Origin of the sequence: Microcoleus sp. T3_D1 (assembly GCF_036700405.1) — a bacterium.
Classification (GTDB): Bacteria; Cyanobacteriota; Cyanobacteriia; order Cyanobacteriales; family Microcoleaceae; genus Microcoleus.
Map to the genome: position 1 here is coordinate 1 of NZ_JAUBOV010000110.1, position 18,622 is coordinate 18,622.

The 18,622-nt window shown below is 46.1% G+C and carries 18 protein-coding genes; 10 read left to right on the forward strand and 8 right to left on the reverse strand.

Annotated features, from left to right (window positions below; translation table 11 throughout):
* Window positions 1-429: 429 nt before the first annotated feature.
* From gpmI to QT992_RS30415, 4 genes are all read left to right on the forward strand, one after another.
* Window positions 430-2,031: a 2,3-bisphosphoglycerate-independent phosphoglycerate mutase gene (gene gpmI, locus QT992_RS30400; protein WP_333342055.1), complete on the forward strand. Its 1,602-nt coding sequence runs from the start codon at window positions 430-432 to the stop codon at window positions 2,029-2,031.
* A 474-nt stretch (window positions 2,032-2,505) separates the two neighbouring features.
* On the forward strand, window positions 2,506-2,745 hold the full coding sequence (gene secG / locus QT992_RS30405; RefSeq protein ID WP_333156560.1) for a preprotein translocase subunit SecG: 240 nt from the start codon (window positions 2,506-2,508) through the stop codon (window positions 2,743-2,745).
* Between the two features lie 155 nt (window positions 2,746-2,900).
* Window positions 2,901-3,647: a peptidase gene (locus QT992_RS30410; RefSeq protein WP_333342053.1), complete on the forward strand. Its 747-nt coding sequence runs from the start codon at window positions 2,901-2,903 to the stop codon at window positions 3,645-3,647.
* 305 nt (window positions 3,648-3,952) lie between these two features.
* On the forward strand, window positions 3,953-4,387 hold the full coding sequence (locus tag QT992_RS30415) for an NUDIX domain-containing protein (RefSeq protein ID WP_333319476.1): 435 nt from the start codon (window positions 3,953-3,955) through the stop codon (window positions 4,385-4,387).
* A 154-nt stretch (window positions 4,388-4,541) separates the two neighbouring features.
* Here QT992_RS30415 and QT992_RS30420 read toward each other — a convergent pair whose 3' ends face one another.
* Window positions 4,542-5,021 carry a rhodanese-like domain-containing protein gene (locus tag QT992_RS30420; RefSeq protein ID WP_333319475.1) on the reverse strand — a complete coding sequence of 160 codons (480 nt, stop codon included), beginning with the start codon at window positions 5,019-5,021 and terminating at the stop codon, window positions 4,542-4,544.
* A 412-nt stretch (window positions 5,022-5,433) separates the two neighbouring features.
* On the opposite strand from QT992_RS30420, the gene QT992_RS30425 reads away from it, so the two are divergent.
* Both QT992_RS30425 and QT992_RS30430 read left to right on the forward strand, forming a co-directional pair.
* Window positions 5,434-5,883, forward strand: coding sequence for a hypothetical protein (locus tag QT992_RS30425; protein ID WP_333378416.1), 450 nt, complete (start codon window positions 5,434-5,436; stop codon window positions 5,881-5,883).
* A gap of 293 nt (window positions 5,884-6,176) precedes the next feature.
* Window positions 6,177-6,437, forward strand: a complete 261-nt coding sequence (locus tag QT992_RS30430) for a hypothetical protein (protein WP_333378419.1) — start codon at window positions 6,177-6,179, stop codon at window positions 6,435-6,437.
* Between the two features lie 157 nt (window positions 6,438-6,594).
* Here QT992_RS30430 and QT992_RS30435 read toward each other — a convergent pair whose 3' ends face one another.
* Complete coding sequence (locus QT992_RS30435) at window positions 6,595-7,926, reverse strand: patatin-like phospholipase family protein (protein ID WP_333378422.1); 1,332 nt, start codon at window positions 7,924-7,926, stop codon at window positions 6,595-6,597.
* 232 nt (window positions 7,927-8,158) lie between these two features.
* Between QT992_RS30435 and QT992_RS30440 the strand changes: the two genes are divergently transcribed.
* On the forward strand, window positions 8,159-8,578 hold the full coding sequence (locus QT992_RS30440; RefSeq protein WP_333378423.1) for a hypothetical protein: 420 nt from the start codon (window positions 8,159-8,161) through the stop codon (window positions 8,576-8,578).
* A 59-nt stretch (window positions 8,579-8,637) separates the two neighbouring features.
* On the opposite strand, the gene QT992_RS30445 is transcribed toward QT992_RS30440, so the two are convergent.
* On the reverse strand, window positions 8,638-8,901 hold the full coding sequence (locus tag QT992_RS30445; protein WP_333342234.1) for a hypothetical protein: 264 nt from the start codon (window positions 8,899-8,901) through the stop codon (window positions 8,638-8,640).
* 794 nt (window positions 8,902-9,695) lie between these two features.
* Here QT992_RS30445 and QT992_RS30450 point away from each other — a divergent pair.
* From QT992_RS30450 to argJ, 3 genes are all read left to right on the forward strand, one after another.
* A complete protein-coding gene (locus QT992_RS30450) occupies window positions 9,696-9,890 on the forward strand; it encodes a hypothetical protein (protein ID WP_006631905.1) in 195 nt (64 codons plus the stop codon).
* Window positions 9,891-9,951: 61 nt separating this feature from the next.
* The gene (locus tag QT992_RS30455; protein WP_333035219.1) at window positions 9,952-10,092 is read left to right on the forward strand and encodes a hypothetical protein; all 141 of its coding nucleotides are present in this window, start codon (window positions 9,952-9,954) and stop codon (window positions 10,090-10,092) included.
* 313 nt (window positions 10,093-10,405) lie between these two features.
* Window positions 10,406-11,647, forward strand: a complete 1,242-nt coding sequence (gene argJ / locus QT992_RS30460) for a bifunctional ornithine acetyltransferase/N-acetylglutamate synthase (RefSeq protein ID WP_333378426.1) — start codon at window positions 10,406-10,408, stop codon at window positions 11,645-11,647.
* A gap of 319 nt (window positions 11,648-11,966) precedes the next feature.
* On the opposite strand, the gene QT992_RS30465 is transcribed toward argJ, so the two are convergent.
* From QT992_RS30465 to QT992_RS30485, 5 genes are all read right to left on the reverse strand, one after another.
* Entirely contained in the window at window positions 11,967-13,280 is a 1,314-nt protein-coding gene (locus tag QT992_RS30465) for a hypothetical protein (RefSeq protein WP_333378429.1), read from the reverse strand.
* Between the two features lie 236 nt (window positions 13,281-13,516).
* A complete protein-coding gene (locus tag QT992_RS30470; protein ID WP_333053316.1) occupies window positions 13,517-14,737 on the reverse strand; it encodes a decarboxylase in 1,221 nt (406 codons plus the stop codon).
* A gap of 184 nt (window positions 14,738-14,921) precedes the next feature.
* Window positions 14,922-16,724 (reverse strand): asparagine synthetase B family protein, encoded by a 1,803-nt coding sequence (locus QT992_RS30475; RefSeq protein ID WP_333378431.1) that lies wholly within the window; start codon window positions 16,722-16,724, stop codon window positions 14,922-14,924.
* 100 nt (window positions 16,725-16,824) lie between these two features.
* A complete protein-coding gene (locus tag QT992_RS30480; RefSeq protein WP_333342244.1) occupies window positions 16,825-17,448 on the reverse strand; it encodes a DUF3859 domain-containing protein in 624 nt (207 codons plus the stop codon).
* Window positions 17,449-17,700: 252 nt separating this feature from the next.
* Complete coding sequence (locus QT992_RS30485; RefSeq protein ID WP_333342246.1) at window positions 17,701-18,429, reverse strand: HAD-IA family hydrolase; 729 nt, start codon at window positions 18,427-18,429, stop codon at window positions 17,701-17,703.
* Window positions 18,430-18,622: the final 193 nt, after the last annotated feature.

The window sequence follows — 18,622 nt, forward strand, 5'->3', positions numbered from 1 at the left end:
TAACTTTGTCGAAGCTAACTTTACCCCAGAAATGGGAGTTTGGGGCAACCATTCCCCAAAAATCGGAGAGGTTGCATTAAATTCCCTCTCCGAACCCGAAAGGGGATTTAATTCAATGTAAAGCCGTCCTATAAGGACGGGGCTTCAGACCCAGTTTTTTGGTGAAAATGCGGCCGCAAAAGCAGGGTCGCTGTTGGTGAGATCGGTAACAGCCTCCGATGGTGCATTCACAGTACAGGGCAAGGCAATCAATTAAACAATTCCCAAAGCAGGTCGAAATTAGTTCCCAAAATGCTGTGGCTAATGGAATTTTGGTGGGCTTTGTTCCGCCGGAGCTTAGAAAATATGTAAACTGATTAGCGGAAGATGTTCCGCAAAATCGGAAATCATGAAAATCGAGAAATTAATTATTGTAAATAAGGTATTCGCATGGCACAAGCGTCTGTATCTCCTGTAGTGCTGATTATTCTAGACGGCTGGGGTTTTAGTGAAGAAAAAGACGGAAATGCGATCGCCGCGGCAAAAACACCCGTGATGGACAGTCTCTGGGCCGCTTATCCTAGCACTCTGATTCACACATCGGGTCGGGCGGTAGGGCTGCCAGACGGGCAAATGGGTAACTCAGAGGTTGGTCACTTGAATCTGGGCGCGGGCCGCGTCGTTCCTCAAGAGTTGGTGCGGATCTCGGATGCAGTCGAAGATGGTTCTTTGCTCAAGAATCAAGCGCTGGTTAAGCTTTGCGAGAAAGTCCGCGCCACGGGCGGCAAGTTGCACCTGACTGGTCTTTGTTCTGAAGGCGGGGTTCATTCCCATCTCAGTCATATTAAGGGTTTGCTGCAATTAGCAAAGGCACAGGGAATTTCTGATGTTTGCATTCACGCGATTACTGACGGTCGCGATACTACTCCGAAAGAGGGTGTCGAAGCTCTAGGCAAGATTGAAAGTTATATCGCAGAGGTAGGGGTCGGTCGGATTGCGACCATTAGCGGCCGCTACTACGCGATGGACAGGGACAAGCGCTGGGATCGGGTGCAGCGCGCTTACGAGGTGATGACGACTGAGATTGCGCCTGACGGTCGATCGGCTGTGGATGTGTTGCAGGCCTCCTATGCTGAAGGAGTGACCGACGAGTTTGCAGTTCCGACTCGGATTGCTCCGGGGGCGGTGGCATCCGGCGATGGGATGATTTTCTTCAATTTTCGCCCGGACAGGGCTAGAGAATTGACTCAGGCTTTTGTGGTGCCCGATTTTAAGGGGTTTGAACGGCAGTTAATTGAGCCGCTGGCGTTTGCGACTTTTACTCAGTATGACCCGAAGTTGTCGTCGGTAATGGTGGCTTTTGAACCGCAGAATTTGAACAATATTCTGGGCGAGGTGATTTCTAAGCACGGTTTGCAGCAGTTGCGGACGGCGGAAACTGAAAAGTACGCTCATGTGACTTATTTTTTTAATGGGGGTCTGGAAGAGCCTTTTATCGGGGAACACCGGGAGTTGGTGCAGAGTCCGATGGTGGGGACTTACGATGAGGCGCCCCAGATGTCGGCGGATTTGGTGACGGATGGGGTGGTGACGGCTTTGGAAAAAGGCATCTATTCGTTGATGGTGATTAACTACGCTAACCCGGATATGGTTGGTCATACGGGGATGATGGATGCGACGATAATTGCGATCGAAACTGTGGATAAATGTTTGGGGCGGCTGTTGAGCGCTATTAGTAAAGCTGGGGGAACGGCAATTATTATTGCTGACCACGGCAATGCTGAGCAGATGTTTGACGAGGACGGGAATCCTTGGACGGCTCACACTACTAACCCCGTGCCGTTTATTCTGGTAGAAGGTGAAGGTCTGAAGATTCCGGGTCACGGAACGGATGTTCCTCTGAGGGCGGATGGTTCTTTGGCGGATATTGCGCCGACGATTCTGGAGCTGTTGAGGTTGCCTCAGCCCCCGGAGATGACGGGACGTTCTATGATTGAACCCGCTAATTTTGAAGTTCGCGCCAATCGCACTCCGGTGCGAGTCCGATTGTAGTAGGGACGCAGCAGGAGGGACAAAGGCGCCGTGCATTGGTGTCAATTTAAGCTGTCATCCGCCCAGTCCTCCCGCCTATCCGGTAGTCCGCCAGGGAATGAATTCCCTGTCTAATAGCGAAAGTCCTCTCAAGAGGACTAATGAGTTTAAAAATTCGGCGTTTCTGAATTGGGGTATGAAATTGGTAGGGGCAATCCCCCTGTGGTTGCCCCACCGCTGACAGCGTAAGCACTTAGAATTACCCCATCAGGCAAAATCATACTTAGATTCAGCAGCACCAAAAATTCTTCTTTTCAGTCCTCTTAAGAGGACTTTCGCTTTGAGGCAGGGAATTCATTCCCTGCCGGACTGCGGGTTTGACGTTAAGTTGACAACAATGGGCACGATGCCGTGTCCCGGAGGAGATTGTGCGCGATCGACCAAATTTGATATCATAATAAATTACCGATTACTAATTACCAATTCCCCCCGATTATGAATATTGTTGCTGTGTTACAAGTTATCTGGTCTTTGTCTGCTTTAGGACTTGTGATTTTTGTGTTGCTGCACAGTCCTAAAGGCGATGGTATTGGAGGGATTGGCGGACAAGCTCAATTGTTTACCAGCGCCAAGAGTGCAGAAACAAGTCTGAACCGGATTACTTGGGGTCTGTCTATTGTTTTTATGGGTTTGACTGTTATTTTGAGTGCTGGTTGGTTGACGCCTAAGTTATAAGATTCGGATTTTTAACCACATGAGTTCACGGGCGAGACGCCCGTGCCACATGAACTCACGGGCGAGACGCCCGTGCCACATAAATAAATATTGTGGGGAGTAGGGGTTGGGCTTCTAGCCCGCCCTAAAGATGAAATTTAAGTGCGGTTGCAAAAATGCGGTTGGGGAAAGTGACATTAAAACCTCGATTGCTGGCTGGTTTGGGATTGGCTTTATTTTGTTTTAGCCTGATAGTTTTTACTCAGGTTAATACTCCGGCGGCGACTCTTTCTTCTCTCCCGAATAGTTTTCCGCCTCCACAGGTTCATCCTTTGCCACCAACGCTGGCCAATTGGCAAGATTCCACCGATAGCGGTGATTATTTTGACCAGGTTAAGCCACCGAATTTTGGTCATTTGTTGTGGTCTAAGTTTCCGATTCTGGTTTATGTTGAGCGTCCAGTTGGTGCTAATAAGTCTGAAGAATGGGTGGCGGCTGTGTTGGATGTGGTGCGGGAATGGGGGGTTTATTTGCCTTTGGAAGTGGTGGATAGTTCGGAGGTGGCTGATATTAGGATTTTACGTCGGGCTCCGCCTTTGCGTCAAGGGGTTTTGCGATCGCGCTCTGGAGAGGCTACCTATGAATTATATGCCCGTCGCGATGGGGATAAAACTGTGTTATCTCATCGGTTTTCGGTTTATTTGAATCCGACTCAAGTGGGTAAGTATATTCCGGCGACGGCGCGGCACGAGTTGGGTCACGCTTTGGGAATTTGGGGCCACAGTTTGATGGAAACTGATGTGCTTTATTTTTCTCAGGTGAGAAATCCTCCGCCTATTTCTGCGAGGGATGTTAATACTTTGAAGCGGGTTTATGAACAGCAGACTCGGTTGGGGTGGGAATTTCAGAGACTGGGCGATTGAAATCGCATCTAGACAAACGAAGTCCGCGATAGTTAATAGTAAGGTGCGTCAGATCCCGAAATCCTCGATAGTCGTTCTAGAACTTCGTCTGACGCACCCTACAAGGGGAGCATCTCAGTTTTGCATTTACAGTGCGAGCGTCCCCGCTCGCGTATTGTACACGCGAGCGGGGACGCTCGCACTACAATGAAAAAAATGCTTTTTACAAAACTGAGATGCTCCCCCCTACAAGTCGATGATCGTGTGATAGTTGGCTTGAGCCCTAGTTATAAAGAACACGATAATTAATAGGAAATATCAGACAAATGAAAGATGAATGTTTTGGGATTGTGCCGATTTTTGGAAAGGAAGCTGATGCTTTGTTTTTGTTGATTCAACATCAAGCGGGACATTGGGCGTTTCCGAAGGGTCACGCGAATCCGGGGGAATCTCCTGCGGAAACGGCAAGGCGGGAATTTGAGGAGGAAACAGGTATATCGGATTTTGAAATGCTTGATGAGCCGAGTTTTACGGAACACTATTCTTTTGTTAAGGATGGGGAGCCGATTGAAAAGAGTGTCACTTATTTTTTAGGTTTTGTCAATTCGATGGAAGTTGTTTTGCAAGAGGAGGAAGTTCAAAATTCTGCTTGGCTTTCTTTTGAGGAAGCTGTTACACGGATTACTTTTGATGCAAACCGCTTAATGTTTGGGGAAGTTAAGGCATATTTGGATAGCAGGAAGTTAAGAGTCGGCGGTTGAAACCCATCCTCTACAAAGGAAGTCTCTCTCTAAGAGATTAAGAAAATATAAGACGGATTTGGTATAAGTTCACATGGATAAACCCGGTAACTTTTGCGATACCGGGTTTATTAAGTGTCAGATTCTATGGGCGACTTCTGCCGCCAATCTGAGGTTATTTTTTGATTTTCTGCGCTTCGGCGTGGTGTTGCAAGCGAGAGAAAACGTTGTATGCGTCGGGGCCCGGAGTATCGTGTTCGCCAGAGCCGTCCATAGGGCCGTCAATGGCTTTCCAAGCAGGAATTCCGCCTTTGAGTTCGGCTACTTTTTGAAAGCCTGCAGTGCGTAGAAGATTGGCAGCTTCGGCGGTTTGTTGGTCGTTTTCGCCGTAGATGTAGATGTCGCGGATGGGTTCTAGGCTGGCTTTTGCTCGCTCTACTAAGTCTTCCATTGGCATCATTGCGGCGCCGGTAATGTGGCTTTTGGTGAAGCTTTCAAAATCACGGGCGTCGATGATTGTGAGTCCGGGTTCGCCCCAATCTAAACGGGCTTTGAGGTCGTGGCTAGATGCTTGAGCTTTTAAACCAGGAGGGGTGGGAGTCAAATCTGGAAGTTTTTCTTTGATGTCGGAAATTTGATCGGGAATAGTTTTCATGGGTAAAATCTTGTTCAATGTTTTGATTGCCATTGCAATGTAACAAGATGTGTAGGTTGAATTCGTCTTTCTAAAGACTGAATCGGGCATTGAACTAAAGTCGCAGTTAAGCTGGGTTGCGGGTTGTTAGCTGCGGTTGGGATCGCTACATTTGTTGAGGTTGCTAGAGGGTAGCGGGCTGTGCTTAAAATTGTTTCGATCGCATTTGGTGCAGAGAAGTTGAAGTGCGATCGCTCGTTCGATTCGCTATTTTATCAAAGAATTCCATTTTAGTCAATCCCTATTATTTTTAAATGAAATTTGCATAAGTTGTGCGTAGCCTCGCGCGGATTTTTGCGGAAAAGTTTAAATGTTGGCCAGGAAGGTTTCTGGTAAAATCTAAGAGTAAAAACAAGTATTTAAAGGTATGAATATGTCTGAGAAAGATGAAATTCCGGTGTCTAACACTTTGACACCGGAAGAGCAAGCGGTGTGGGATGCGAAGGCGAAAGTTCGGGTACTGCTGAATTTGTGGGATTTGGGCGGCGGGAAGATGAAGGTGAAAAAGGGGGATTTGACTAAGCGGATTGTTCGCACTAATGAGACGAGTCAGAGATATCTGGGAGTGCTCGGCGAGTTGCAGGCGACTGGGGCGATCGAGTATTCGCTGGTAAATCGGGTGACGCTGGTGGAATTGACGGCGAAAGGGAAAGAAGTTTTAGCGGAAGGCTTGAAAAGTAAGGATTCTCTGTTTGAGTTTGATGGTTCTCAAATTGGTACTCGGCTGGGAAATTCTTTGTTGAAGTGGATTCGGCATCAGGATGGTGCGGCAAGTGTTCGGGTTGAGAAGGAAAAGGCGGATGTCGGGGCGATCGCATCCTAAGCTGTTGTGCATTTAAACTGTATAGTCAAGTTTGATAAAGTCTTTGTGGGGTGGGCGTCTCGCCCGCACAAAAAATACAATTTAGATGCGGAACAGTTTATTGGGAAGCGAATTTTGAATCTGGCAAGTAAGTTAAGCGATCTGTTTTTGTTCGGTTAGAGTAGGGCTATCACTACTCTCATCCACGTTATGAGAACTTTCCTTCTGATTTGAAGTTTTTACATCCCTTTTCGCTCCGGAGTATTTATTAGGTAGCTGGTAAGTAATAAATAGAAACCTAATACTTACTAGCTATGAGCAAGAATGAACTGGATCAACTGATGGCTCTATCTGACGCTGAACTGAAAAATCTACCTACCCAGACACTGAAAAGTCTAGATGATCATATCTTTTTAAAAGTAGAAGAACTAAAAGATTCACTCTTTAAATTAAGAGAAACATTAGGAATAAAAAAAGAACAACTAGATCAAATAAAGAAAATTATAGTAGAATCATATGAATTAGATGAAAGAAAAAAGACTCTTCAAAAAATGATCCTTGAAGCCAAGGAATAGATGAGTAGGTATAGCAATCCTAAATCAGTGGTAATAAGCATTATACTGCCATATTTTGGTATAGCTGAAATCTTATTCAAAGCACCCAAAATATGGAATTTCTAGGCTGAATTAACTCAATATCACAATTTATTTGGGATTGCTATATTCTAGATTTCTACTGGATTTGTTTATTCAGATAGTCTATGTGTTCTTCAATTTTTTGTCTTGCTACTGGGTTCAGTTCTTCGTCTTCCCGCATCCTATTTTTGACGACCTTGAGAGCTTCTGAATAAACAATTGGGTCAGGTAAAGACTGCTCTGGTAACTTTTTTAAGATATTTTTTCCTGTTGTTAGAGATTGATGAATGAACCGTAAGTATTTTTCAATTTCATAGTGAAATCTTGCAATAGTTTTTTCATTTTCTTTTACTTCAGGAAATTGCTTTAAAGCCTCATTACCAGCTTTTTTTGCTAAGGTCTCTGGGTTAGTAGACAACCAATCCAAAGCTTCCTGTAGGTGAGGAATAACATCAGGATCTGATTGAGATTTTAATGCAGATTTGACTCTCTCTGACGTTTTTTCGAGCTTTACTACTTCCTCTGTTAAAACTACCGCAGCATATTTTCCATCTATCCGTAATTTGTATTTATCCAGGGCACGCTCTGCTGCTTCCGCTCCACGTTTTACCAATTCTTTTTTTTGCTCTGGTCTTAAATTAAAGTCTAAGCCGTTAAACCCTGAAACATCAATTTCAATATCTATATAGTTAGGATCTTGAGCAATATTGTCAGGAGGGAAGCTTCCAGGTCTCATCATCTGATAAACAGAACCCTTTAAGGCTTCTATAATGTTCGGTGAATCAAGGTATTGGCGCGGTTCCTTGAACCGTACACCAACAAGTGGACAATTCGAGTCTTTGGCTTGTTTATATAAAGGGGGAACTGGAAAATTTAGTAGAACTCCACCATCCACGAGTTCCTGCCTTCGGTCAAGCCGTGACATTGTTGTGAAGAGGCCAGGAATCGAGATCGAAGCGCGTACAGCAAATGAAATATTAGCGTTTGGTTCTGTATTTTTATCAAAGACTACCGGGTATCCTTTTGGGCAGTTCAGGTCACAAGCAATGATCGCTAAGTATATCTCACTAAACTGATATAAATCAGCAAAGGTAATATCACATGGCTTCCCTGGAACATATTTACCTAGCTGGTCTCGCAGCCATTCATGAAAACGCTTTCCGTCGCTATATGCATCCTGCCCAGTAACCAATTTCAATAAGCTTTGACGATTCACAAAATCAGACCAGTTAAGCTGATGAAAGAGATCAATGGCATGAACAGGATGGAATTTGGCAGCACATAGCGCAGAAACAATTGAACCAGCAGATGTTCCGGCTGTACCAATGATGTTGAACTGTTGCGAGACCTCTTGCCATGCACCGAGATGTGCCATCCCAAGTGCGCCACCACCTTGAAATGCAATGTAAGCTGACGGTAAATTTGACATAACCGATATCACCTAAAACTCGACTGACTTACTGAGACGTATCAGGTAAACCTTTCATACTAGCTTATCACTTTTTCCGAGTATGCGCTCAATAAATCGCGGTAGACTACCGTGTTGGAAACGATTTTGCTAGGTTTGAGGCTCGTAAGCAAGCGATTACCCCAATTTATTGAGTGCATACGACGGTTACATATTTGCAATATCCGACGACAATCGCCTCAAACACGTGAGAATGAATGTAATTCGCCCGGAAACATTGCAAAGATTAGTTGAATTGAAAGCTAAGCAACCAGGTTCGATCGATTTATTACAGTTAAAACCTTGTTTGGAACAACAGCCGTTTGGTGAGGAAGCCGATGCTAAGGTTAATCGCTATATTGACGATGTGCGGGAAAAGCTTAAAGTGCGATCGCAAATCATACAAGCAGTGAAACAACTTTGCTCAGATAGCGACTTTCCAACGGTTGTTGAGATTAAAGTTCAATACAATGCTAGATTTGCCGCCACTGATTCTAAGCTGACAAACGAATCAGTAAAGGATTTGACTATAGAACTTTCTTCACCGCTGACTGGTTACTTAGGGCGAATTAAAGGAGATAATTCGCAAAGCGATCGCTTTTATTTCCTGCGCGATTTGTCCCTAGATGATTGAGATACGTCAAGGGCGATTCCCTTCGGGAGAGCTTCGCTTCACGTACTTTATCCAATTTCCTACACAGCATCAGGATCTACGCCCAACTCCCGCAACCTCGCCGCCAATCTTTCAGCTTTCTGCAATTGAGCTTGTTCTGCCTTAATTAACCCTTCTACCAATGGCGGATCTAAAATTGCATTTACTGATAATCTCAGATGGGGAAATACTACTGATTCCATTTCTTCACCCGGCAAGTAATTTACCTCTGTATAAATGTCATCACCTTCGAGAAATGCCATAACTCGCACCCGTGGCCTGGTTTCTGCTGGATCAACAATCACATATTCCGGCACGGTAAACGCATCTAAATTAATTGGACAAAAACGTAAATTTGTGCATTACTAAAAACTAATCCCCAGGGGCGATCGCTCTTTTTTGTGGGAGGCTGCTGGGACTTATACCAATTTTTTATGAGGCCCCGTAGAATCCGATCCCCCCTAGCCCCCCTTAATAAGGGGGGGACAAGATTCCGATCAAAGTCAACCCCTACTACCCAACAATCAGGGGGATTTAGGGGGATCGAGATATGTGCAACTTCACATTAAATTGGTATTAATCTATTTTTATCAACAAAGAAAGCTCGCTTTTTGAGGATGGCGAGGGCGATTCACTTAGCCAAAATATATTATCTAGTTGACTACAAAAAACTTGACTATGCTTGAGCATAGCTGCTTAATCATTGTAAATCTAATTGTGATTCGCTACTTATTAAATTTACTGTTAACTAAGGCAAATTCTACTTTCTTGAGAGGCCAAATTCTGCATCTATAACTGTGAACCAAACTATAAAGTTATTTTGGCCCTTGGCAATTACGTAGCCGCTAAAATGTGGCTCTTAGAAGATGAATATTGTCAAATTTTGCCCACTGCTGCTTGAGGTTGGGCCTGAATCCACCAGCCAAAGCTCGATCGCACTCCCTGCAACCTCGATCGAGATTCTCGCCCCATAGCCCAATTGTAAAGTTTTGTGACAATTTTAATTTGGTAGCTTTAGATACAGAATTGTCTGTTATAGTGATAGGAGAGAAGAAAAAACAAGCCCAACATTAATCTAAAGAATACGGAGGAACCGCATATGTCTACCGAAAATCAAGCTCGCTCTCTGATGATGCGCCACCACCAACTGGTGAAGAACCGGCAGCAATCCATGCTCAACCGCACCGCCACCGAAGTCGGGATGGAAGATACGCACTACTGGGGTCACATTCAAGGCAAACCGCAGCCCAGCTTTCAAGCCAGTTACGATCGCAGCAACGCCACTATGAGCTAGGGCAAACTCAATTTCGACAATTGTCTACGAAGTTATTACCTATAATTTGGAGAAATCAGTTATGTCCACTCAAGAACAAGCCCGCAACCTGATGATGCGCCATCAACACGTCGTCAAAAACCGTCAGGAATCCATGCTGAGCCGTGTGGCTGCTGAAGTGGGTTTAGATGCTGGTTCTCCAGCGAATATCGATCGCAAATAACTCGTTTTTTCAAAGGCGAGATAGTTGAATCGAGTTTGTTCTTTGCCAGCTAAAAATTAATAATGTCAATTACAAAACCGTCGCGACTTCTTCTTGAGTTATAACTCTAGATTGGAAGCCGCGATTAGTTTTAGTGGGTTGGTTAGAGACAAAAAGTGCGTCACAGCCACCCTGAACGGCATTTCCACGCTTGGGAACCAGAAAACGAGCAAACCCTTACAAAATCCTTTGTTCGCAATCTAAAATCTAAAATCTAAAATCTAAAATGATATAATCCCCTTTCAGCAGATTGAAGGCTACTAGGGAGGTCATCATGGCGGACTGGAAAGAAATTGACGGCGGAGTTACAGCACCCAGAGGGTATAGAGCATCGGGAATTACAGCGGGTTTGAAGCCTTCAGGCTTGCCAGATTTAAGTTTAATTTTGTCAGAGGTGGATGCAATCGCCGCCGGAGTCTTCACAACCTCCACTGTCCGGGCCGCTTGTGTGGACTACTGCCGCCAGCGTTTGCAAGCTAAACCCAGCGCCAAAGCAATTTTGTGCAATGCGGGACAAGCTAATGCTGCTACTGGCGAACAAGGTTTGGCAGATGCCCTCGAAAGTGCCAAATTGTTGGGAGAAGCGTTGAATATTCCTCCAGAATCGATTCTTTTGGCCTCCACTGGCGTCATCGGACAGCGGATAAAAATGGAGCCGCTGAGGGCGGGAATTCCGCGATTAGTTGCTGAGGCATCGGAAACTGGTTCCGATGCGGCGGCTAAGGCTATTTGTACGACTGATTTAGTGCCGAAAACGATCGCGCTGGAAACCATGTTTGGCGATCGACCCGTCCGCATCGGCGGCATTTGCAAAGGTTCGGGAATGATTCACCCAAATATGGCAACAATGCTAGCATTTGTAACTTGCGATGCAGCAGTGTCATCGCATTTGTGGCAAGAAATGGTGAGTCGGGCGGCTAACAGAAGTTTCAATCAAATTACTGTTGACGGCGATACCAGCACCAACGATTCGCTAATTGCTTTGGCAAACGGCCAATCCCGCACGCCCGCAATTACAGAAATGGGGGCAGATGCTGAAAAATTAGAAGCGATGCTGACAGAAGTTTGCGTGCATTTAGCAAAGGCGATAGCCCGTGACGGCGAAGGTGCAACTTGTTTGGTGGAAGTGCAAGTTAGTGGCGCGCTAGATGAAGTTTCTGCGAGTAAAATTGCCAAAACAATTGTCGGTTCTTCTTTGGTGAAAGCTGCGATTTTCGGACGCGATCCGAATTGGGGCAGAATTGCGGCGGCGGCTGGGCGCGCTGGTGTCGCTTTCGATCAAGAGAATTTGCGGATTCAATTGGGGGATTTTTTGATGATGGAAAACGGACAACCTAAAGAGTTCGATCGCGCTGCTGCAAGTAATTATATGAAAGCGGCTGCAGAGGGCGAATATTTGAAGGCTGATACGGTTGTAATTCAGGTTAGTGTTGGGAATGGCAGCGGTTTTGCGAAAGCTTGGGGATGCGATTTGAGTTACGACTACGTGAAAATTAATGCGGAGTATACGACTTAACAAATTCCAGGCTGTGAGAAGTTCGGGCGGTTAGAAACCGCGCCTACACAAACAAAACCAGACGAGAGAAAGTTGAAGGCAAATTTCACACAATTTAAACTCAACTTCCCCCCACGGGGGGAATTTTAAAAATCTGAAACCTTTACTCACCGAGTTAATATCAGCTTTTTTGCTCCTCATTTTAAAATCGCTGAAGCCCTTACCAAGATAAGCTTTTTAGGAGTTTAACAAAAGAGCGCTAAAAATATTATTCAGACTAAGTTTCAAGACTTTTTAAGCTTATTATTAATAAGTCTAATATCAAGTTTGAAAACACGCCCTAACCAAAACTATCGGAGACAAACACATAGCCGCCGCCGTATCCAACATTATCATCCACTAATATTAAGCCCTCGTTACCCTGCGGATCGCCACTCTGAGCAAGTCCATAATTCACCACGCGCAACAACCGCTGCGGCGTAAACGATTCCAATTCCACAAAATTGCCTGCATCCAGCCATGCTAGTTCTTCTGCTGTTAAACCTTGCCTTACAACGTCGGGTAATTGACGGGCTGTTTGTGCCATTGTTTGAGATTGTTGCACAAACATATCGCGGGTTGCTAAGATTTGACGGGGAGAAATTCCCAAATCAAAAATGGTCACCTGTTGATTCGCAAACCACTCTGGACTGGTTCGTAATTGATGCACTAAACCAACTCCAGCAGGGTTCGCATTGTGCAGCGCATAAACTTTTAAATCGGCATTACGGCGCAGCATTTCGATTACGGTACTGAAGATGCTTTGGGGATAGCCACTAATACTAAGAATCGCGCAGTTATTTTCAAAATGGACGTTGTTGGCAATGAGGAATTGAGCTATTTCGTCACTGTCACAGATAATTGCGCGATCGAAACTGTAGGCGCTAACTTCGCGATCGATGCTGGCGGGTAAAGCTTCTTGACGAGGCGCAGGGAGCAGTTTTTCTAATGTGCCGTTTACTGTTTGCCAGTCTCGCAGCCATTTATCACTCTGCGCTTGATTGACAAGAAATCCTTCACCAGTTATCTGTGGGCGTTTTTTTTGTGAAATGCCGAGCCAGTAGGAAAATAGCCCTAGTGTAATCGCTACGATGTATCCTGAAGAATAATCAAATATTAGGCTTCCTGAAATGCCCAGCACTAAAATAATTCCCCCTAAAATCTGGAGGTTTTTAGCATTATTTCTTCTGCCGCGAATACCTTGATCAGGAGATTTACTGTCGTGAAAAAATAGCCATATCCAAATCAAATTGTAGAGAGCGAAGGTAATAATAACTGCGAATTGTGAGGGAAAAATAGCAATAGCGAAGGTAAGGCAGAAGGTTCCCGCAAATACGCTAAAAAAGAAGTAGGTCAAAATCCAACTGATTTCGGGTGCGCGAGATTTAAGCTTTTGGTCAATAAAATACAAAAACTGTTTGTGCGTAAAAAACAACATATTTTGGCTGGAAATATTCTCGATCGCCTTTTTGAAAAACGGATCGGTGAAAGCCAACTTTTTATCAGTGACGGTAGTGGGTTCAAAGACAAACGGATGGTTGCACTGTTTACAGCGACCTGAGTTGCTTGTACGATCGCGCAAATTGTTATCGGTATTACACTGGACGCATTTCATTCCCATTTCGGTTACTCCTGATTGATTTAATGGATTTATATCGTTGACGGTTGTTTTGGAATGATTTTACCGCAGAGGCCGCAGAGGGCGCAGAGGAAGTGAAGAGAGATAACTTCGTTACAACCGAGATGTTACACCATTGTCAGCAACAGGCAAGATGCCTGTTCCACAAGACAATTTATTTATTGTGGAACAGGCATCTTGCCTGTTCTTAAGAATGGTGTAACATCTCAGGTTTAAAATACTTGCCCGTTTAACAAGATAGAATAGTCTTCTCGCTGTCGAATTAATCGATCGCCCTTGGCATCAATCAACACTTCAGCAGGGCGGGGGCGGTGCAGAAAATGCGACGACATCGCATAGCCGTAAGCCCCGCTATCCAAAATCGCGATCGCATCTCCAATTTTGAGTTTCGGTAGCCAACAGTTGCGCCCTAAATAATCCCGCGAATAAGTCGTGTTGCCGCAAATATCGGTTTCATGTCGCGATACATCGTCGGTTTCCCAAGTCGCGATCGCCCGATAGCCGCCGTGCACCGCAGGCACCGATAGATTTGATACAGTCGTATCCACGCCGACAATTTGCCTATCGCCCAACCACTTCACCGACACAACTTTCGCAAGCAAAACGCCACAACCTGCAATCGCCGATCGTCCCGGTTCAATCACCAACTCGATCGGGCGAGATAGCGCACTCAATCGTTCAGTTATCGCCGCACCAAACTCCCGCCAGTCAAACACCGCACCACCTCGATAGGGATAGCCAAAACCACCGCCAAAATCGAGGGTTCGCCAATGGGGCAACAGTTGGGCGATCGCAATTAGGCGATCGATCGCCTGCGTAAAAGCACTCGTGGCGTTAGTTCCAGTCCCCCGATAAAAATGCAATCCGGTAATCCTCAACCCCTGCGGCTGCGCGATTTCCTTGGCTTTCCCGAATTCGGCGGCACGTACTCCAATCCGACTGTCTCCCGTCAATTCCGGTGAGTTGAGGCGCAGTCCAATTTCGGCACGGATCGATCGCGGTTGACTCCCGGAATATTCGCAAAAATCTTGGAGTTGGGACAGACAATCGAAGTTAAATCGCTCAATCTTCCACTCGATCAATTGCTGAATATCAGCCCTGTTGAGGTTACTGCCGGTGTAGACAATGCGATCGCTCGTAAAACCCGCTTTCAGTCCCAAAAAAACATCCCCCGGTGTATTCGCGTGTAGCCCCCAACCAGCCTGCTGAATCAATTGCAACAGAGCAATATTGCCGTTGGTGACGCTAGCAAAATGAAACTGAACGTGCGGATAGTCGATCGATCGCGTAATATCGTCAAGGGTTTGACGGAGGATATCGGCCTGATACACATATAAAGGCGAACCATAAGTTGACAAAAGTCGCTGGGCCATTGCTTCGGAGAACGGCGGCGAATGTGTTTTGGTTTCATTTTGTAGCAAAGATTCAGTCATATAGAAGAAGTTCGGCAACGAGGAATGTACGGGATTTAACGGATGTAACGGGTTATATCAAGTCCGAGGGATCTGTCTGATATAATTCCATATCTTGTAGGGGCGGGTTCACCAGTATTCTCAACTTCAAAGCCAACAAATTTATAAACCCGCCCCGCCCATATCAACAGTCAACAGTCAACAGTCAACAGTCAACTGTCAACCTCCTTCGATATTTCCAAATGCGTTGTCCGATCGCCGGTGGCAACCAAAACACATGATCCAGCGATCGCTTAACCGGAATTTCGCCTAAAACCTCGGTTCGCCATGCCTGCCACATCAGCAGCAACCAGAGATTATTGCCAATATAGCGATCGCGCATGGTAACTCCGAGTTGTCCCGATAACATCGAGTCAGCCAAATGGGGCTGCCAGCAATTTTGCGATCGCAACACATTCGGATTCAGCCGATCGCCGATCGCAGCCCAAAACTCCCGGTAATACCAAACCTTCAACGGCACACCCATCCCGCGCTTTTCCCGCCAGACAATTTCCGGTGGCAACCAGCGTTCAGACGCTTTTTTGAGGATGTATTTTTCGCACGCACCTTGCAGTAGCAGCTCGCCAGGGAGTTGAAACGTCCAGTCCGTGAGGTCGGGGTCGCAGAAGGGCGATCGCACCCACAAACCGCAAGCGAACGCCAATGCCGTTGCCCTCGGCTGAATATTTTGGGCACCTTTGAGCATCAGCGAAGCGCGCCGTAGCCTCGCTAGCAGGGAAGGACACCTCTTCGACAAACAACCGGGATCGATCGCGTCTTGCAGATAAACGCTCAAATCGTGAGACTGGATGCGATCGAGCATTTGTGGCGAAAAAATCTGTTTTTCATAACCATAAAATCTCTGAAACGTCCGCAAATACTGCTGTTCAAAAGTTTCTCCTCCGGCGGGATGTTCTGCACTGTAAACTCCGTTTGCAATCAAAGGCTTGTTTGTCCATCCGGCAAATAGCTGATCGCCATTCTCGCCATTGAATACAACTCGCACGTCTTGCGCCGCCGCCTGTTTGAGCAAAAACAGTGCAGCCGTCGTGCCATCTCCATAGGGTAAATCGAGGGCTTTGGCGGTTGGCCCGATCGCGCGCAACACTGCATCACCCGTCGCCGCCACCCGAATCAGCGGAATCTGGAAAAAGTCCGCCACCTGTTGGGCGTAGGGCAGTTCGGAATAGGCTTCGACACCAAAATCGAGGGCATAGGCGCGCACCTGCAAGCCTGCTTTCACTAGCAGCGCCGTCACCAGGGAAGAATCGATGCCACCGGAGAGTAAAACGCCTACGGGTTCGTCGATCGGCAAATCGGCCACTTGTCGATCGATCGCCTGTTGCAACAGCCTTTGCAATTGTGCGATCGCCTCGTCTTCACTCCGCAGTAATTGGGGCGCTTCTTGCCAAGCTGAAGGCAGCGATCGCACTTTCGGCAGATCCTTAATATCGGCAATTTCCCAAATCATCTCGCTTCCGGCTGCTACGGAGGCAATTTGCTCGATCGGCGTTAACGGCGTGGGCACGTAGGAAAAGCAAGCATAAGTGTGTAGGGCGATCGGGCTAATTTGAGAGGAAGCAATCAGCGGTAGCAGCAGTTGCATTTGCGTCGAAAACCAAATCGTTTCTCGCAACTGCATCCAATAAAGCGGCACTCGCCCAAACGGATCGCGCCCCAGCCTTAGCTGTTGGGCTTCTACCGCCGCCCAAGCATCTCCCGGAAAATCGGTTGGCCCAAATCGCCCGCAAGCATTCAGCGTCACTCTGTCAGCCGTGAGTACAGAGGCAGAGGCGATCGCCCATTCTGATAATTTGCCCTGCCGAATGCAGTAATCTGGGACTAAACGGCTGAGCGTTTTTGTGCAATCGCCATCTCCCCAGTAGCCGATAAAATGTGAAGGTTTGCCGATCGCACCCATTAGATATCTCCAATAATCATTGTGGAACAGGCCGGAAAGCCTGTTCAAAACAGGCTGTTTTTGGATAAGTCTATGTAGATATCTCCCATAATCATTGTGGAACAGGCCGGAAAGCCTGTTCCAAACAGCCTTTTTTGGATAAGTCTATTTATTTCACAGTAAAAGGTTCACTGCTAATGACGCGCCCATCCAGGGACATCCGAACTTCCCATTTGCCTGGGGCAGCAGCAGATCCGAGATCGTAAAAGCAGTGCGTATTCCAAACCGCAGTATCGATCGTGCGAGTTTGATACCTGGCCTGATGCACAGTTTGACCGCTAGGATTAATCCAGTCGCATTGCAGAGACAACTCATTGCCGATCGGAGCATTTTGCAACCTCACCTGATAGTAGATGCGGGGATTGATTTGACGGTTGACTTGAGTAAGGCTGTCACCGCCCTTTTGAGATAGCGCAATCCTGTCTTCTCCTCCCACAACTCGAGCAGTTTTTTGTTGCTGATTTTGCCCGAACAGCACGCCTATACCGATCGCAGAAATGACAACGGCTGTCGAGGCGATCGCGATCCAGCGGTTGCGTCGCTGCTGTTGTTCTAGGACTTCGCGGCGGCGCATTTGGGCGATCGCATCTTCTAAAAGCTCATCAGGAAGATTCAACTCCCGTAAAATTTCTCTTACCTGATCTGGGGCCAATTCTAACTCGCGCTGCTGCGATAACTTGTCGATTTCAGCGACTACCTGTGCTAACTGAGTTTGAGTGAGTCGAGTTTCCATAAAGTTCTTTTCCCGTAAAAATTAGATATACAAATCACATTTCTCTTCTCTTCCTCCGCGTCCTCTGCGCTCTCTGCGGTTTAATTACTCATATTATTCAATAAACAGCTCTCAAAGTCAACTCATAAAAATCATAACCTTAACCTCATAAAATTCATGTAAAAGCTATGGTAAGGTGCGTCGCTATCTATACTCTACAATTTTTATTTAATATCTGACAGCGACGCACCCTACACATTATCGCTAAGTCCTCTATTTAAGAACCTCGATTATAAAATCCAGGCTGCTGAACTGTTCTATTTTCGTTTCAGTTAAAGGCAATTTGCCTGATTCTACTTTTTCCTGTTCTCGGTTCAACCAAATTGCGTTTAATCCCGCCTTTTTAGCACCGCAATAATCAGCCTTGAAGCTGTCGCCGATATGCAGCACCTTCTCGGCAATGCAATTGTGTTTCTGCAAAGCTGCGGTAAAAATTTGAGACTGGGGTTTGGCTGCACCAACTTCGGTAGAAATTGTCACTGATGTGAAATATTGAGCTAAATTTAGTGCTTTTAATACTGGATAAAGTCGCGAATCGAAATTCGAGACTACTGCTAATTCAATCCCTTGTTGCTGCCACTTATTTAATGCGGGCAATACGTCGGGATAGACAAACCAAGGTTCGGCGGTGGCAAAATGAGCGTAGAGTTCCGCAAAGAATTTGGGAAAGTCTGAGAATTGATTGAAAACGCCTGCTATTTGGAATGCTTTTGCGGAAACTGTTTGCCACCACTCAAATTCTAATTGGGGAATTTTTGCCGCTTCTATCCCTGGAAATGCCATCGGGCTTGCTGAGGCGAAGCTTTGGAAAAAGGCTGCATTTAACTCTTCACTCTTAACTGTTACTCCAAAACTATTGGCTAGTTTTCCGTAGACTTCGCCGACGCTGCCGCGAACGTCAAAGAGTGTACCGGCGGCATCTAAAAAAATTACTTTGGTCATTCGTTATTTGTTAGTTGTTATTTGTTATTTGTCAGGTTGTTCGGCGCTTGAAACCGCTACTATACAAACAAAGTCCGCCTGCGCGGACTAAGAAATACAGTTAACATTCAAAAATTAACGGGAGCATCTCAGTTTTGCATTTACAGTGCGAGCGTCCCCGCTCGCGTATTTTACAATACGCGAGCGGGGACGC

Coding starts and splice junctions, on each gene's coding strand:
- gpmI (WP_333342055.1), top strand. CDS start 430: ATGGCACAAGCGTCTGTATCTCCTGTAGTGCTGATTATTCTAGACGGC.
- secG (WP_333156560.1), top strand. CDS start 2,506: ATGAATATTGTTGCTGTGTTACAAGTTATCTGGTCTTTGTCTGCTTTA.
- QT992_RS30410 (WP_333342053.1), top strand. CDS start 2,901: ATGCGGTTGGGGAAAGTGACATTAAAACCTCGATTGCTGGCTGGTTTG.
- QT992_RS30415 (WP_333319476.1), top strand. CDS start 3,953: ATGAAAGATGAATGTTTTGGGATTGTGCCGATTTTTGGAAAGGAAGCT.
- QT992_RS30420 (WP_333319475.1), bottom strand. CDS start 5,021: ATGAAAACTATTCCCGATCAAATTTCCGACATCAAAGAAAAACTTCCA.
- QT992_RS30425 (WP_333378416.1), top strand. CDS start 5,434: ATGTCTGAGAAAGATGAAATTCCGGTGTCTAACACTTTGACACCGGAA.
- QT992_RS30430 (WP_333378419.1), top strand. CDS start 6,177: ATGAGCAAGAATGAACTGGATCAACTGATGGCTCTATCTGACGCTGAA.
- QT992_RS30435 (WP_333378422.1), bottom strand. CDS start 7,926: ATGTCAAATTTACCGTCAGCTTACATTGCATTTCAAGGTGGTGGCGCA.
- QT992_RS30440 (WP_333378423.1), top strand. CDS start 8,159: ATGAATGTAATTCGCCCGGAAACATTGCAAAGATTAGTTGAATTGAAA.
- QT992_RS30450 (WP_006631905.1), top strand. CDS start 9,696: ATGTCTACCGAAAATCAAGCTCGCTCTCTGATGATGCGCCACCACCAA.
- QT992_RS30455 (WP_333035219.1), top strand. CDS start 9,952: ATGTCCACTCAAGAACAAGCCCGCAACCTGATGATGCGCCATCAACAC.
- argJ (WP_333378426.1), top strand. CDS start 10,406: ATGGCGGACTGGAAAGAAATTGACGGCGGAGTTACAGCACCCAGAGGG.
- QT992_RS30465 (WP_333378429.1), bottom strand. CDS start 13,280: ATGAAATGCGTCCAGTGTAATACCGATAACAATTTGCGCGATCGTACA.
- QT992_RS30470 (WP_333053316.1), bottom strand. CDS start 14,737: ATGACTGAATCTTTGCTACAAAATGAAACCAAAACACATTCGCCGCCG.
- QT992_RS30480 (WP_333342244.1), bottom strand. CDS start 17,448: ATGGAAACTCGACTCACTCAAACTCAGTTAGCACAGGTAGTCGCTGAA.
- QT992_RS30485 (WP_333342246.1), bottom strand. CDS start 18,429: ATGACCAAAGTAATTTTTTTAGATGCCGCCGGTACACTCTTTGACGTT.